The 15,372-nt window shown below is 59.7% G+C and carries 16 protein-coding genes and 1 pseudogene; 7 read left to right on the top strand and 10 right to left on the bottom strand.

Annotated features, from left to right (window positions below; genetic code table 11):
- Positions 1–40: 40 nt before the first annotated feature.
- The gene (gene soxR / locus K0F88_RS12680; protein WP_094468292.1) at positions 41–508 is read right to left on the bottom strand and encodes a redox-sensitive transcriptional activator SoxR; all 468 of its coding nucleotides are present in this window, start codon (positions 506–508) and stop codon (positions 41–43) included.
- Between the two features lie 95 nt (positions 509–603).
- On the opposite strand from soxR, the gene K0F88_RS12675 reads away from it, so the two are divergent.
- A complete protein-coding gene (locus K0F88_RS12675; RefSeq protein WP_094468291.1) occupies positions 604–975 on the top strand; it encodes an antibiotic biosynthesis monooxygenase in 372 nt (123 codons plus the stop codon).
- A 4-nt stretch (positions 976–979) separates the two neighbouring features.
- Here K0F88_RS12675 and K0F88_RS12670 read toward each other — a convergent pair whose 3' ends face one another.
- The 4 genes and pseudogenes from K0F88_RS12670 to msuE all read right to left on the bottom strand — a co-directional run bounded on the left by K0F88_RS12670 (position 980) and on the right by msuE (position 5,209).
- Entirely contained in the window at positions 980–2,083 is a 1,104-nt protein-coding gene (locus K0F88_RS12670; protein WP_219095272.1) for a sigma-54-dependent Fis family transcriptional regulator, read from the bottom strand.
- A gap of 24 nt (positions 2,084–2,107) precedes the next feature.
- Positions 2,108–3,294: pseudogene (locus tag K0F88_RS12665) on the bottom strand (acyl-CoA dehydrogenase family protein).
- A 195-nt stretch (positions 3,295–3,489) separates the two neighbouring features.
- Positions 3,490–4,635 carry an FMNH2-dependent alkanesulfonate monooxygenase gene (ssuD, locus tag K0F88_RS12660; protein WP_219095271.1) on the bottom strand — a complete coding sequence of 382 codons (1,146 nt, stop codon included), beginning with the start codon at positions 4,633–4,635 and terminating at the stop codon, positions 3,490–3,492.
- Positions 4,636–4,645: 10 nt separating this feature from the next.
- Positions 4,646–5,209, bottom strand: coding sequence for an FMN reductase (msuE, locus tag K0F88_RS12655; RefSeq protein ID WP_219095270.1), 564 nt, complete (start codon positions 5,207–5,209; stop codon positions 4,646–4,648).
- Positions 5,210–5,608: 399 nt separating this feature from the next.
- Between msuE and K0F88_RS12650 the strand changes: the two genes are divergently transcribed.
- The 4 genes from K0F88_RS12650 (at position 5,609) to K0F88_RS12635 (ending at position 9,831) form a co-directional block, all read left to right on the top strand.
- A complete protein-coding gene (locus K0F88_RS12650; protein WP_094468289.1) occupies positions 5,609–5,878 on the top strand; it encodes a hypothetical protein in 270 nt (89 codons plus the stop codon).
- Positions 5,879–5,980: 102 nt separating this feature from the next.
- Positions 5,981–6,595 carry a LysE family translocator gene (locus K0F88_RS12645; RefSeq protein WP_077747875.1) on the top strand — a complete coding sequence of 205 codons (615 nt, stop codon included), beginning with the start codon at positions 5,981–5,983 and terminating at the stop codon, positions 6,593–6,595.
- Positions 6,596–6,799: 204 nt separating this feature from the next.
- Positions 6,800–7,957 (top strand): cysteine desulfurase family protein, encoded by a 1,158-nt coding sequence (locus K0F88_RS12640; RefSeq protein ID WP_219095269.1) that lies wholly within the window; start codon positions 6,800–6,802, stop codon positions 7,955–7,957.
- A gap of 65 nt (positions 7,958–8,022) precedes the next feature.
- Positions 8,023–9,831, top strand: coding sequence for an aminopeptidase P family protein (locus K0F88_RS12635; protein WP_219095268.1), 1,809 nt, complete (start codon positions 8,023–8,025; stop codon positions 9,829–9,831).
- On the opposite strand, the gene K0F88_RS12630 is transcribed toward K0F88_RS12635, so the two are convergent.
- Positions 9,824–10,732: a LysR family transcriptional regulator gene (locus tag K0F88_RS12630; RefSeq protein WP_094468286.1), complete on the bottom strand. Its 909-nt coding sequence runs from the start codon at positions 10,730–10,732 to the stop codon at positions 9,824–9,826. The genes K0F88_RS12635 and K0F88_RS12630 overlap by 8 nt on opposite strands.
- A gap of 116 nt (positions 10,733–10,848) precedes the next feature.
- On the opposite strand from K0F88_RS12630, the gene K0F88_RS12625 reads away from it, so the two are divergent.
- Entirely contained in the window at positions 10,849–11,847 is a 999-nt protein-coding gene (locus K0F88_RS12625; RefSeq protein ID WP_094468285.1) for a zinc-dependent alcohol dehydrogenase family protein, read from the top strand.
- Here K0F88_RS12625 and K0F88_RS12620 read toward each other — a convergent pair.
- On the bottom strand, positions 11,844–12,434 hold the full coding sequence (locus K0F88_RS12620) for a 2-hydroxychromene-2-carboxylate isomerase (protein ID WP_219095267.1): 591 nt from the start codon (positions 12,432–12,434) through the stop codon (positions 11,844–11,846). The two genes, K0F88_RS12625 and K0F88_RS12620, sit on opposite strands and share 4 nt — an antisense overlap.
- Positions 12,435–12,478: 44 nt before the next feature.
- Positions 12,479–13,207 (bottom strand): SDR family oxidoreductase, encoded by a 729-nt coding sequence (locus tag K0F88_RS12615; protein WP_094468283.1) that lies wholly within the window; start codon positions 13,205–13,207, stop codon positions 12,479–12,481.
- 92 nt (positions 13,208–13,299) lie between these two features.
- On the opposite strand from K0F88_RS12615, the gene K0F88_RS12610 reads away from it, so the two are divergent.
- A complete protein-coding gene (locus K0F88_RS12610) occupies positions 13,300–13,872 on the top strand; it encodes a TetR/AcrR family transcriptional regulator (RefSeq protein ID WP_094468282.1) in 573 nt (190 codons plus the stop codon).
- On the opposite strand, the gene K0F88_RS12605 is transcribed toward K0F88_RS12610, so the two are convergent.
- Both K0F88_RS12605 and rhtA read right to left on the bottom strand, forming a co-directional pair.
- Positions 13,859–14,140, bottom strand: coding sequence for a hypothetical protein (locus K0F88_RS12605; RefSeq protein WP_094468281.1), 282 nt, complete (start codon positions 14,138–14,140; stop codon positions 13,859–13,861). The genes K0F88_RS12610 and K0F88_RS12605 overlap by 14 nt on opposite strands.
- 168 nt (positions 14,141–14,308) lie before the next feature.
- Complete coding sequence (gene rhtA / locus K0F88_RS12600) at positions 14,309–15,196, bottom strand: threonine/homoserine exporter RhtA (protein ID WP_219095266.1); 888 nt, start codon at positions 15,194–15,196, stop codon at positions 14,309–14,311.
- Positions 15,197–15,372: the final 176 nt, after the last annotated feature.

Genomic DNA, 15,372 nt, shown 5'->3' with positions numbered 1-15,372 from the left:
AAACCTGTGGGAGCGTGGCTTGCCCGCGATGGCCGCACCACTATTGCGAATCTGTCCTCGATCCAAGCAGCTGCGCTCCCGGCCCCTGTTCCCCCAGCACATCGCCAGAATTACGCAACGGACACGCCTCCATCGACAGACACCCGCAGCCGATACAGCCATTGAGCTTGTCCCGCAGCAAGGTCAATTGACTGATCCGCTCATCCAGATCCCGGCTCCACTGCGCCGACATCACCTTCCAGTCCGCCGCCGTCGGCGCCCGGTTATCCGGCAAGGCTTTCAGAGCCCCGCCAATCTCCGCCAACGGAATCCCCAGCCGCTGCGCGACTTTGATCAACGCGACCCGCCGCAGCACTTCCCGCGGATAACGCCGCTGGTTGCCCTGGTTGCGGTTGCTTTTGATCAAACCCTTGGACTCGTAAAAGTGCAGCGCCGTGACCGCCACGCCGCTGCGCGCGGCCAATTGGCCGACGGTGAGTTCCTTGTGCAGATGTTCCGAGGTGATCATTTGAAAAATGCCTCTTGACCTCTAGTTAACTCGAGGTTTTACCCTGCAAGCCTTCGGATCGCAAGGTCCGGCTTTCACGTCAGTGGGGACTCTTCATGCAAACGCCAGAGAAAAATCGCAGCTTCACCCAGTTGATCGAATTCGAGATCGAACCCCATCAGCAACCTGCGTTGGTGTCGGCCTTGTCAAAGCAGACCGAGCGACTGGCCCAAGGCTACAGCGGGTTTTTGAGTGCGAGCATCCAGGCCAGCGATGACGGCCGGCGGGTGCTCAACTACCTGCAATGGCAAACCCGCGAGGCGGGGGAGGCCGCGTTTCAGAGTTTTGAAAGCGGCGAGCAGGATTTCTGGCAGCTGATTCGCGCGCATCAGGCGAAAACCGTGACCTTCGGCTCGTTCCAGGTGCTGCACAGTCTGGAACGTAGCCCCGACGACGCGTTGCACTGCAATCTGGTGCATTTGAGGTAAGTGCTTAGATCGACAATTGCATCAGGCGTTCGCCTTGCACGTTTTCCGTGGGCCGGCGCTTGTTCACCGCCAATTCGCCGATCTTGATCAGTCGTGTTCGCGTGACGTTGCGGCTCAAGCCCAGCAGGGCAGCGGTGTGCACCTGGTTGTAATGGCTGAAGCGATACGCCGCGCGCAACAAGGCGTCTTCGACTTTCTCGTGCAGCGCACCGGCCTGTTCTTCGAAGAGCTTTTGAAAGGCCCGATCGAGCAAGGCTTCCGGTGAATCATCGACGTTGGCGTGGTAATCGTCCTGACGCTCGATGCGCATGTTCGACAGGCGCAGGTCATCGCGTTCAATCACGCCGTTACGGCAGATCAGCAGGGTGTGGTGAATCACGTTTTCCAGTTCGCGGATATTGCCTGGCCAGCTGTAGCTGCGCAGCTTCAGTTCGGCCTCTTTGCTGATGGTGATGGTGCCGTAACCCAGGCGCTGGCTATAGGCTTCGACGAAATGTCGGGTCAGCGGCAGGATGTCGCCGGGACGGTCGCGCAACGGGCTCAGTTCCAGGCTGACCACGTCGAGGCGGTAGTATAAGTCCTCGCGGAAATGCCCGGCGTTGATGGCTTTCTCCAGCTGCACGTTGGTCGCTGCCAGCACCCGCACGTCGATGGGAATGCTCTTGCGCGAACCGAGGCGCACCACTTCGCGCTCCTGCAATACGCGCAGCAACTTGACCTGAATCGCCATCGGCAGATCGCCGATTTCATCGAGGAACAAGGTGCCGCCATCGGCCTCTTCGAACCAGCCGGCCTTGGCGCTCAAGGCACCGGTAAATGCGCCTTTTTCGTGGCCGAACAATTCGGCCTCGACCAGTGATTCAGAGAATGCACCGCAGTTCACCGCCACGAACGGCCGGTTGTGCCGGGCACTCAGGTTGTGGATATGCCGCGCCACCAGCTCTTTGCCGGTGCCGGTTTCGCCGATGATCAGCACGCTGGCTTCACTCGGTGCGACTTGTTGAATGTGCGCGAGCAAGGCCTGGGATTTAGGGTCTTCGAACACCTGCGCGGTCGCGCGGATCGAAGTGGCCAGAGCGGGCGAGGGCGGTAGGGTCAGAAGTTGCATCAGGCAGGCTCCCTGAATAGAAGGCTATGAATAGAAAGTCGGGATCGGCAGGGACTGGTTCAGCGCCCAGTCGCCCAGTTCATGGAGTTTGTAATCCACCGGGTCGTGCAGGGTTTGCGTGCGCAGGTTGCGCCAGTGACGATCCAGTCGCAGCGAGGCATGGGTCGAGCGCGCGCCGGTGACCTCGAACAGTCGGCTACAGATGTCCAGGCCATTGCGTGTGGCGGCGACTTTCGCCGTAGCGATGGCGGTGGCGAGCTGTCCGCGTTCTTCGGCGCTGAGATTCGGGCCTTTGGCCCACGCCTTGTCGAGCAATTCGGCGGCGCGTTCCACCAGCAACCGAACGCCTTCGAGGGCGACCCAGAATTCACCGTAATGGCCGAGCACATAAGGATCCTGACGCACATCCTGCGCACTGGATTTGTGCCACGGCCGGGTTCAGTGAGCGTGTATTGCCGCGCTTCTTCGAAAGCACCTTCGGCAATGCCGAGGAACAGGTGGGTGAAGGTCAGTTGGGCAATCAATGGCCGCAGGCAGGCGAACGGTGTGCTCAGCGGACCCGGATCGAGCAGCAATTCCGATTCCTCGACCCGCACCCGTTCGAACGTCGCGCTGCCGCTGTCGGTCTGGCGCTGGCCCATGTTGTTCCAGTCGTTGTGCAGGGTGATGCCGCTGCGACCGCTGGGAATCGCGGCGATCAGCAGCTTGCCGCCGGCGCTTTCGTCAACGGCCGAGGCGATCAGCATTTCCGAGTCGCTGGCGCCGGAGCAGAAGCTTTTTTTGCCGGAAAACTCGCGCCAGCCGCCGAGGTTTTTCACCACGGTGCGGGTGTCCAGCGGGTTGAGGGCGTTGCCCCAGAACCAGTTTTTGCGTGCGGTTTGTTCGAACCACGGCTGCCATTGCTCGGGCCGGGCGAACAGGCGCACGGTGGCGAGCATCAGGTGATGGAAGCCGAAGACATGGGCGATCGAACTGTCGACCTTGGCGAACTCGCGCACGATGCCCAGGGTGTCACTCCAGCTGGCGCCGAGGCCGCCGTACTGCACGGGAATGCTTAACGCGAGCAGGCCACTGTGGCGCAACGCGTCACGTTCGGCCTTGGGCGTACCGCCGCGTTCGTCGCGCTCGACGGCGGTCAGGGCAAACTCGGCGGCCAATTGGCGGGCGGTCTGCAACGGGGACAACAGGGCGCTTTGCGGCTTGGCAGTCACGCGGGGTTCCTCATATGAATCAACTCGATTCTTGTGTTGCGGGCATTTGTGGCGAGGGGGCTTGCCCCCGTTCGGCTGCGCAGCAGTCGTAAAACCGTTGAACGCGGTCTACATGAAAACCCGCGTGTGACGATTTCAGGGCCGCTACGCGCCCCAACGGGGCACAAGTTCACCGCACGGCCAAAGTCCTCGCTATCAGGCCGTGGCTTTGGTGGGCAGTACGTCATTGGCGATCATTTCGCCAAACGGCCCGGTGAGGTTGGTGACACCGCGCCCCGCGAGGCTCGCATACGGCTCGGGCAACAGCGGGAACACCAGCTCGGCAAAGCGATAAGCCTCTTCGAGGTGCGGGTAGCCGGAGAAGATGAAACTCTCGATGCCCAGGTCCGCGTACTCCTTGATTCGCGCCGCCACTTGCTGCGGGTCACCGACCAGCGCCGTCCCGGCACCGCCGCGCACCAGGCCGACACCGGCCCACAGGTTGGGCGAGATTTCCAGGTTGTCGCGGCGTCCGTCATGCAACGCGGCCATGCGTCGCTGGCCTTCGGAGTCGAAACGCGAGAACGACTTCTGCGCCGCGGCGATGGTCTCGTCGCTGATGTGCTCGATCAGTTTGTCCGCTGCTTTCCAGGCTTCTTCGGCCGTCTCGCGGACAATCACATGCAAGCGAATCCCGAACTTCACCGTGCGCCCGTTTCGCGCTGCACGCTCACGCACATCGGCGAGTTTTTCCGCGACCGCGGCCGGTGGTTCGCCCCAGGTCAGGTAGACATCCACCTGCTCGGCGGCGAGTTCGTGGGCGGCTTCGGATGAACCGCCGAAATACAGCGGCGGATACGGTTTTTGCACGGGCGGATACAGCGCCTTGGCGTTCTGCACTTGCAGGTGTTTACCTTCGAAATCCACCGATTCGCCTTGCAGTACGCGGCGCCAGATCTTCAGGAATTCGTCGGTGACTTCGTAGCGCTCGCTGTGATCGAGGAAGATGCCATCACCGCGGTTTTCATCCGGATCACCACCGGTCACCACGTTGATCAGCAAGCGACCATTGGACAGTCGATCCAGCGTGGCGGCCATGCGCGCCGAAACCGTGGGCGAGATAATTCCGGGGCGGATTGCCACCAGGTAACGCAGGCGCTCGGTCAGCGGCACCAGCGCCGAGGCAATCACCCACGAATCTTCGCAGGAGCGCCCGGTAGGGATCAGTACGCCGTAGTAGCCGAGGCTGTCAGCGGCTTGCGCCACTTGTTTCAAATAGTTGAGGGTCACCGGGCGGGCGCCCTGAGTGGTGCCCAGGTAGTGGCCGTCGCCATGGGTCGGCAGGAACCAGAAAACATCCATGAAGAAATCCTTAAGCGATTTTCAGCAGATTTTTGGGGTGCACGCCAAACAGCGGCGCGGCGCGTTCTGCAGCAAGACGAATGCGGGCCTTCAAGGGCTCACTGGTTATTTGGTAATTGGCGAAATCGGCTTCGGTGGCGTAGACGCCAATCGGCAGCGTCAGGGCCTGGAAGAAACTGAACAGCGGCCGCAACTGATGATCGAGCACCAGGGCATGGCGTTCGCTGCCACCGGTGGCGGCCAGCAATACGGGGGTGTCGATCAGTGCATTGAGGTCGATCAGGTCGAACAAGTGCTTGAGCAGGCCAGGGTAGGAACCGCGATAAACCGGTGCGGCGACGATCAGCAAGTCGGCGTTCTCGATCGCCTGCAACTCGGCCTCGATCTCGGCGCTCAATTCCTGGCGGGACAGCGCCGCGCCCAGAGGCCGCGCGATGTCGCCCAACTCGATCAGCTTGCTCTCGATCGGCAATTGCTCGGCCAACTCGGCCAATAGCGCTTGGGTCAGCACCAGCGTGCGGGACGGACGCCAGGTACCGCCGGAGAGGGCAACGACTTTCAATGGACGCGACATGATCAGTTCCTTTTTAAACAGTTGCTCAGTGAGCAGTGGGAAGTCACTGACTTGAGCAAGAGCTATACCAATCCTTGCAGGCCCCGTTCTACGGGGCTTGCAGCGTATCGGTCAGTGGGCACTGTGCGATTTCGAGGGCTGTTTGTTGAATGACTGTTGCCTGGCAAACAGTTGCGTGGGCAACAGTGCGTGACGCGATGGAGTTGTTATAAAGGCTGGTTGTTATTCCGTAAAAGACCTTAAATTAATATTTATAGATCATTTGGAGATATGTGACGGGCTGGCTGAACGTCATTAGCCTAATTCGATAGCCACTATCGAGAGCGTTGATTTCTGCCCGTCGAAGGGGGCGAGTAGCCTGTGTTCATTGCCCCGAACCCAGATGCCAGGACGCCACCCATGAAACCTCTAATCGCCACTTTCTTGCTGCTTGCGGTCTCCGTTCTTGCCGGATGTGCCAGCCATGTTTCGCCTGAATTGCGGCCCTACACCGCTGAAGAAAGTCGGGAACTGGCGCTGGAAGACTTGAATCGTCGCGGTTTGTCCTTCGACGAGTACCATGCGAAAAAAGCCGAATTGCTCGGCCAGCCGCAAAAATCGTTCAGTTTCGACAAACAAGGCGAAATGAACGCCGAACGTGCTGTACAGCTTCACGGTCGTCCAAGCTGATCTAAAACTGTACCGTTCGAAGTTTCACGTAACTGTCCATGGGTTTCCCTCGGGGCGTGCGATAGGGTCAACACCTGACTGACCCTGATTGGACTGCCGCTCATGACGCTCTCGCTCGATCTGCTGCTGGGCTTCGCCCTGTTTGCCCTCGTCACCTCGATTACCCCCGGCCCCAACAACACCATGTTGCTGGCATCGGGCGTGAACTTCGGCTTTCACCGCACCATTCCGCACATGCTGGGCATTACTTGCGGCTTCTTTGTGCTCGTCCTCGCGGTCGGTTTCGGCCTCGGTGCCGTGTTTCAAACCTATCCTTTGCTCTATACGGTTCTGCGCTATGTGGGCGCGGCGTACTTGCTGTACCTGGCGTGGAAAATCGCCCATTCCGGTCCGGTCTCCGAGAGTGAAAAGGGCGACAGCAAACCCATCAGCTATCTCGGCGCGGCGGCGTTTCAGTGGGTCAATCCCAAGGCGTGGATCATGGCCATCGGTGCCATCAGCACCTACACGCCGATGCAGGGCTACTTCACCAATGTGATCGTGATTGCTGCGGTCTTTGCCTTGATCAACCTGCCGAGCGTCGGGGTCTGGGCCGGTTGCGGCACTTTGTTGCGCAATGTGTTGAAGGATCGTCGCTGGTTGCGGCTGTTCAACTGGGGCATGGCCTTGCTGTTGGTGGCTTCGCTGTATCCGTTGTTGCTCGAGAGCTTTAGCTGACACATCGCTTCAACCGGTTGGCCGATGCCTGTTAAGCTCGACTTCAGGAGCGTTCCTACGCACTTTTAAATGAAGTTGTACTTCTTTAACGGCCTCCGATCAGGTATTTCTAACGCTCTGAACGGTCGGCGCAACTCACGAGGTTGCGCTTTGAGCGTTCAGTGACGAGCCTCCTGATCCCGGAACATGCTCTGCGAGTTTTCTATGAATAAGCGTCCTCTGTATTTTGACTACGCCGCCACCACGCCGGTGGATGAGCGGGTCATCAAGGTCATGGTCGAGTGTCTGGGTTTCAACGGAAACTTTGGCAACCCGGCGTCCAGCTCCCATGCGTTCGGCCAGCAGGCCCGGCAAACGGTCGAGCAGGCGCGGCGCCAGGTCGCCGAACTGGTCGGCGCTCAGGCGGACCAGATCGTCTGGACCTCCGGCGCCACCGAATCTAACAACCTTGCCCTCAAGGGCGTGGCCCAGGCCCGTGGGGTGTCCGGCGGCCACATCATTACCAGCCAGATCGAACACAAGGCAATTCTCGACACGGCGAAGCAGTTGCAGGACGCCGGCGTTGCCGTGACGTATCTGGTGCCTGACGCCGAGGGCCTGATTACCCCGCAAGCGGTCAGCGAGGCGATGCGCGAGGACACCTTTCTGGTGTCGCTGATGCTGGTCAACAACGAACTGGGCACGGTCAATGACATCGCGGCCATCGGCCAGATCGTGCGTGATCGTGATGCGTTGTTCCATGTCGACGCCGCCCAGGGCGCGGGCAAAGTGGCAATCGATCTGGCCCGCTTGCCGGTAGACCTGATGTCGTTTTCGGCGCACAAGATCTATGGCCCTAAAGGCATCGGCGCCCTGTACGTCGGCCCGCGCGCGCAACAGCGTTTGCTGGCGCAGATTCACGGCGGCGGTCACGAGGGCGGTTTGCGTTCAGGGACCCTGGCGACTCACCAGATCGCCGCCATGGGCGTCGCCTTCGCCCTGGCCGCCGCTGCGTTCGAGGAAGAAAAAGCGACCATCGTGCGGCTGCGCGAACGCTTGCTCGAGCAACTGCTCAGCATCCCCGGTGTCCGGCTCAATGGCAGCCCGACCCAACGCATTCCCCATACCCTGAGCCTGACCTTCAACGAAGGCGAGTTCAATTCTGCGGCGCTGAGCAACTCGATCGCGTTTTCCGCGACCTCGGCCTGTAACTCCGCCAGCAATGCTCCGTCCCATGTGCTGCTGGCCATGGGGCATGACGCCCGCTCGGCGGGTCGCACGATTCGCTTGAGCCTCGGCCGGTTCACCTCCGAACAGGATGTCGACCAAGCGGCACAACTGATTAAAGCGGCCTGCGCCAGTGCTCCGGCATTTTGGCAATAAGGCCTGAAAGTGCCGGCATTGATCGGCACTCAACAATAATGATGAAGTGATTAGCAGGAGACATGATGAGTACGCAGCCTTCGATCAATGGATCGGTGCCCCAACGTTTGGCGCAAACCCGCGAGCTGATGAGCCGGGAGGGCATTCATGCCCTGCTGGTGCCGTCGGCCGATCCGCACTTGTCGGAATACCTGCCGGGCTATTGGCAAGGGCGGCAGTGGTTGTCGGGCTTTCATGGCTCGGTCGGCACACTGATCGTGACCCCGGACTTTGCCGGCGTCTGGGCCGACAGCCGTTACTGGGAACAAGCGAGCAAGGAACTCAACGGCAGCGGCATCGAGCTGGTCAAGCTGCAACCGGGCCAGCCTGGCCCGCTGGACTGGTTGGCCGAGCAAACCCTTGAAGGCGGCGTGGTCGCGGTGGATGGCGCGGTGATGGCCGTGGCGTCGGCGCGGACGCTGGGCGGCAAACTCGAAGAACGTGGCGCACGTCTGCGCACCGACATCGACCTGTTGAGCGAAGTCTGGAGCGACCGTCCGACGCTGCCGAATGAGCCGATCTACCAGCACTTGCCGCCGCAGGCAACTGTCAGCCGGGGTGAAAAACTCGCGAAGTTGCGCGAGGTGTTGAAAGATCGCGGTGCTGACTGGCACTTCATTGCAACCCTCGATGACATCGCCTGGCTGTTCAACCTGCGTGGCGGCGACGTGTCGTTCAACCCGGTATTCGTGTCCTTCGCCCTGATCAGTCAAGAGCAGGCCACTCTGTTCGTGGCCCTGAGCAAGGTCGATGCAGAGTTGCGTGCAGTCCTCGAGCAAGACGGCGTGACCCTGCGCGATTACAGCGAAGTGGCTGCCGCCTTGAGCGCCGTGCCGAGCGGCGCGAGCCTGCAAGTCGACCCGGCGCGCGTGACGGCGGGTTTGCTGGATAACCTGAACAGCGGCGTGAAACTGGTCGAAGGTCTGAACCCGACCACGTTGGCCAAATCGCAGAAGAGCCTGGCCGATGCCGAGCACATTCGTCAGGCCATGGAGCAGGACGGCGCGGCGCTGTGTGAATTCTTCACCTGGCTGGATTCGGCGTTGGGTCGTGAACGCATCACTGAACTGACCATCGACGAACACCTGACGGCCGCGCGTACCCGACGCCCGGGTTATGTGTCGCTGAGCTTCAACACCATTGCCGCGTTCAACGCCAATGGCGCGATGCCGCACTACCACGCCACCGAAGAAGAGCACGCAGTGATCGAGGGTGATGGTCTGTTGCTGATCGACTCCGGCGGTCAATACCTGGGCGGCACCACCGACATCACGCGCATGGTGCCGGTCGGTACGCCGACGGATGAGCAGAAACGCGATTGCACGCGGGTGCTCAAAGGCGTGATCGCCTTGTCCCGTGCGCAATTCCCTAAAGGCATTCTCTCGCCGTTGCTCGACTCGATTGCCCGCGCGCCGATCTGGGCTGAAAGCGTGGATTACGGACACGGCACCGGTCATGGCGTGGGCTACTTCCTCAACGTTCACGAAGGTCCGCAGGTCATCGCCTATCAGGCCGCCGCCGCCCCGCAAACGGCGATGCAGCCGGGCATGATCACGTCGATCGAGCCGGGCACTTACCGCCCGGGCCGTTGGGGTGTGCGCATCGAAAACCTGGTGTTGAACACCGAAGCGGGCAAGAGTGAATTCGGCGAGTTCCTGAAATTCGAAACCCTGACCCTGTGCCCGATCGACACCCGCTGCCTCGAACCGTCGCTGCTGACCCTGGACGAGAAGCAATGGTTTAACGCCTATCACGCCGAGGTGCGCGAGCGCTTGAGCCCGTTGCTGGATGGTGCGGCACTTGAGTGGTTGAATACCCGCACCGCGGCTATTTGACCGGTTGGAGCTCAGGCGCTGTTTCGAGCGCCTGACTCATGTAGTCGACAAAGGCTTTGACCCTGGCGGATTGGCGACGATTCGCCGGGGACACGGCATGAATGGGCAGCGACTGCGCGGTGTAGTCCTGCAAAATCGCAGTCACTCGCCCGGCGTTCAGATCCTCGCTGAACAACCACACCGGCGACAACGCAATCCCCAATCCTCCCAGCACCATCTCGCGGATCGCCTCGGAGTTGTTGCTTTGCGCGTTTCCCTTGATGCGTACTTCGTGACGTTGGGCACCTCTCTCGTAAACCCATAGGTTCTGACTGTTCAGCAGGTTGAATTGCAGGCAATTGTGTCCGCGCAGTTCTTCTGGTGTTTGCGGCTGGCCGTGTTGCTTGAGGTAGTCCGGTGCTGCGACGGTCACCCGGTACGTGGTGCCGATGCGGCGGGCGATGAGGCCGCTGTCGGTCAATTCGCCGATCCTGAATGTAACGTCCAGGCCTTCGCTGACCGGGTCCTGATTCTGGTCACTGAGCTGCAGGTCTATCTGCACCTGGGGATGTTGTTTCAGAAACTCAGGAAGCCGCGGTGCAATCTGCAAACGCCCGAAACTGACCGAGGAACCGATCTTCAGGTTGCCGGCAACGGTTTCGCGTCCTGATTGAAAACTGTGTTCCGCCGCGTCCACGGCCGCGAGGATTTGTCGGCACTCGCTGTAGTACCGCTGACCTTCGTCAGTCAGCGAGAGTTGGCGCGTGCTGCGGGAAATCAGCTTCCCGCCCAGCTCGGTTTCCAGCGCCCTTAACACTTTGCTGATGGTCGGCTGGCTGGTCTGCATCTCCCTGGCAACGGCAGAAAAGCTGCCGCGCTCGACGACCCGGACGAAGATGGCCATTGCATTGAGTTTGTCCATGGGGTTTCTCATTGATGCCATATGGGCATGGTCACTATAGCGATACAGCGTCTTATCGGCATGAGTGAGTGAGAGGAAGATCGGTCCTACAGCCACCTCTGACAGGAATTTGCGAAATGACCGACTCACTTGAAATGCGTGCTCTGATTGTTGATGTGGCCAACGGGCCCTTACGCTTGCTTTCCATTCCACGGCCTGCACCAGGGCCGGGTCAGGTGTTGGTCAGGATCAACGCCAGTGGAGTGAATCCGTTGGATGGAAAAATTCGTTCGGGTCAGGCGGCTCATGCGCGTCAGCCATTGCCGGCGGTGCTGGGCATGGATCTGGCAGGGACGATTGAGGCGTTGGGAGAGGGTGTCAGCGGATGGCTGCCGGGTGATGAGGTCTACGCGATGGCGACCGGAATCGGCGGTGCGCAAGGTTCGCTTGCGCAGTTCGCAGCAGTCGATGCGCGTCTGCTGGCGCACAAGCCGGACAATCTGAGTATGCGCGAGGCCGCAGGGTTGCCTTTAGTACTCATCACGGCGTGGGAGGGATTGGTGGACCGGGCTCGGGTGCGTGCAGGTCATAAAGTGCTGATTCATGGCGGTGCCGGTGGTGTCGGGCATGTGGCTGTACAAATAGCCCGGGCTTTCGGTGCCGAAGTGTTCGCCACTGGCTCGGCAGGGCAACAGGCGATCATCGAAAGTTTCGGTGCGACGTTCATCGATTACCGCAAGTCTTCGGTCGAGGACTATGTGTCGGAGTACACGGGGGGAGAGGGGTTCGATATCGTCTATGACACGGTGGGCGGGGAAACGCTGGATGCTTCCTTCAAGGCCGCTCGGGTCTACGAGGGGCATGTGGTGAGCTGCCTCGGATGGGGGCAGCACAGTCTGGCGCCGTTATCGTTTCGGGCCGCGACCTACTCCGGGGTGTTTACCTTGTTGCCTTTATTGACTGGCAAGGGAGGCGAGCATCACGGGCAGATCCTTCGGGAAGCTGCGCAGTTGATTGAGGCCGGTAAGTTGAAGCCGTTGCTCGATCCGCGGCAGTTCACATTGCAAACCGCCGAGGCCGCCTATGAACTGCTCGCTGCTGGATCGGCTCAAGGTCGTTTGGTCGTCGAGATTTAACGCAGGGCCTCAAGGACGAAGTCCAGTCGATCCTGGCCGAAGTACAACTGATCGCCGACAAACATGCTCGGTGCACCGAACACACCGCGCTGGACCGCTTGCTCGGTATTGTCCTTGAGAGCGGCTTTGACGTCCTCATCGGCGGTAAGGGCCAGTACTTCGTTCGGATCGAAACCGTTTTGCATCAGCACGGCGGCAACGGTCGCCGGATCATCGAGGCTGCGTCCCTCGACCCAGAGTGCGTGGAACAGGCAGTCGATAAATGCGTGGAAGCGTTCGGGATGACGCAATTGCATGCCGGTGACGGCACGCATCAGCATCAGGGTATTGATAGGGAAGTGCGGGTTGAACTTCAGGTGCACGCCGTATCGTTTGGCGTAGCGGTCCAGGTCCTGAAACATGTAGCGACCTTTGGCCGGGATGGTTGCCGGTGAAGCGTTGCCGGTGGCTTTGAAGACCCCGCCTAGCAGCATGGGTTTGTAAACCAGCTGGCTGTCGGTCTGCTCGCAGATCTTCGGCAGTTGGGTATACGCCAGGTAGGTGGCGGGGCTGCCAAGGTCGAAAAAGAACTCCACGGTTTTGCTCATGGTCGGTGCGCTCTGCTTATTGTTGTAGGGGAGGAGAGGAGGGCTTACCAGCGTTCGTTCCAGGGGCGCAGATCCAGCTCGAAAGTCCAGGCGTCCCGGGGCTGGCTGTGCAAATACCAATAATTCTCGGCGATGTGCTCGGGGTTGAGGATGCCGTCCTCGTCCTTGGTCGCGTACTTTTCCGGAAAACTGTTGCGAATAAAGTCAGTATCGATGGCGCCATCGACGACGACATGGGCAACGTGAATATTCATCGGCCCCAGTTCGCGGGCCATGCTTTGAGCCAGTGCACGAATCCCGTGCTTGGCGCCGGCGAAGGCTGCAAATCCTGCCGCACCGCGCAAGCCAGCGGTGGCCCCGGTGAACAGAATCGTGCCGCGTTGGCGCTTGGCCATCCGCTTGGCTACTTCACGGGCATTGAGAAAACCCGAGAAACAGGCCATCTCCCAGATCTTGAAATACTTGCGGGCAGTTTCTTCGAGAATGCTGCACGGCACATTGGCGCCGATGTTGAAAACAAACGCTTCGATCGGGCCGATCTCGGTCTCAATCTGCTCGACCAGCGCAATCACATCCTCTTCCTTGCGTGCATCACAGGCAAATCCGTGGGCGTCACCGCCATTGGCCTTGATTGCATCAACCAAGGGTTGAAGTTTGTCCGCGCTGCGACGAGTGACGCAGGCAATGAAACCTTCCTGTGCAAAACGCTTGGCAATCGCGCCGCCGGTTGCATCACCGGCGCCGACAACCAGTACGACCTTTTTATTATTCATGGGTGGATCCCTTTGATGAACGATCGTTAACTGAACGAACGTTATGCTAGGATTTGGCATGCGTCAAGGCAGTCAATCCTGAGGGCAAGGCAATGCGTTACTCGGCTAATCACAAGCTGGAAACAAGAGAGAAACTGCTGACAAGCAGCGCGGGGTCGGCCAAAAGGTCCGGTTTTTCCACGGTAGGCGTCGACGGGCTGATGAAGGCGATCGGATTGAGTGGCGCTGCTTTCTACAGTCACTTTTCGTCGAAGGACGAACTGTTCGCTTCGATCGTCGAACGCGAGTTGTGCCAGAGCCTGGAGCGATTGGGTGCTGATCAGGATTGCGACAGGCTCGAGCGTTGCCTGAAGCATTATCTGAGCATGGCCCATGTCGAGCACCCGGAGTCCGGTTGTGCATTACCGGTATTGGGGGCCGAAATTGCTCGTTCAGATATCGCTATTCGCCAAGAGGCCGAAGTCTGGATTTGCCGGCTGCAGGAGAGTTGGGCGAGGATTCTGGAAAGCGACAGCCTGGCCTGGGCGATTCTGTCGCAATGCATCGGTGCTTTGGTTGTGGCGCGTATGTTGGCCACTCCCGACATTCAGCGCACCGTACTGAAGTCCAGTTACGATGAGATTGGCCGCCAGATTGCCGGGCGGCATCAATCTATTTGCAGATGACGATCATGCTTCGACTGGTATAACCGGCAGGGTTGAGACCAAATGGATAATCACCTGGCTCTTCCACGGTATCCCCCGATTTGGCGATGACCTTGTAACCCTTGGGTGCGCACGAGTTGGCGGCGCTGGTGTAGCACTTGTCCCAGGACGACGAAAGCCCTGAACAGTTGATATGCAGCCCTTTCTTGCCATGTTTGACTTGTGTTTTCGATGTCGCCGCGCAGCCCGCAATTGCGAGTACGGCGATCAGTAGCAAAATTCGTTTCATTACTGTCCTTATAGCGTTCCCGGATCTCGTGCCCGGGTGTGGCTGCATTCGCTTTCGCTTGAAGCGTTCTGATATCCCTATCCTGAAAAATCCATTTATGGCACTGAGTTGCGGGCCTAAACATGGCCTAAATGAGCGGCAAATACCAGACCTGCGTCAAATCCTGTATCAATCCGCCGCGACCGCAGGCTTGGCAGCACTTCCCATGGTCATGGTCGCCCCGACGGAAGCCAGAATGATGCACATGATCGCCATCCACTGTGACAGCGTGAGGTACTCGTGGAGAAACAGCAGGCCAGACAGCGCGCCAATTGCCGGTTCAATGCTCATCAATGTGCCGAAGGTCCGTGTCGGCATTCGGGTGAGCGCGATCATCTCCAGCGTGTAGGGCACGGCTGTGGACAGAAGGGCAACACCGATGGCCACGGGGATCAGTGACGGAGTCAGCAGGGCGGCACCGGCGTGGACGATGCCGATAGGCGCGACGAACAGTGCGGCAATCATCACGCCCAGTGCTGCGGTCTGCACGCCATTGTCGGCGCCGGCCTTCTGGCCGAACAGGATGTACAGCGCCCAGCACACGCCCGCACCCAAGGCGTAACCGGCACCTGCCAGATCGATTCCCGCACTTGTCGCTCCTGTCGGTATCAATAGCAGCAAGCCGATAGCCGCCAGGGCTATCCACAAAAAGTCGATTGCGCGGCGTGAGGCATAGATAGCCACCGCCAGCGGCCCGGTGAATTCCAGTGCGACGGCAATACCCAGGGGAACTGTGCGCAAAGACATATAGAAGAGGAAGTTCATGCCGCCCAGTGCCATCCCGTAGACGATGACGGTACGCAAGGACTTTGCGGTGAGCTTTGCTCGCCATGGGCGCAACAGGATCAGCATGATCACGCTGGCGAATAGCAGCCGCAGGGTGGTCGTTCCCTGAGCGCCGATAATCGGGAACATGCTTTTGGCTAATGAGGCTCCGGACTGGATCGACGCCATGGCTATTACTAGCAGGCCCACCGAGAACAGAGTCGAGGCGAGGCTGCGGGGATGGTCATTCATAACGTGGCAGTCCGAAGTGGGAAGCGAGAGTGTTGTTCTGTGTATTGGGCAATATACTGCGCATTCGCGAAGGTTGCGTCTATATATAAGCAATGATTTTGGACATCCTGATAGAAAAGCCAAATCAGGGGTTGACGGCAGATTCTGGAAGTCTATAATTCGCCCCACTTCCGGCG

The sequence above is a fragment of the Pseudomonas sp. UMAB-40 genome (assembly GCF_900095275.1).
Classification (GTDB): domain Bacteria; phylum Pseudomonadota; class Gammaproteobacteria; order Pseudomonadales; family Pseudomonadaceae; genus Aquipseudomonas; species Aquipseudomonas mandelii_B.
Note: the sequence above shows the minus strand (reverse complement) of the source record. Positions and strands in the feature narration are given on the sequence as shown.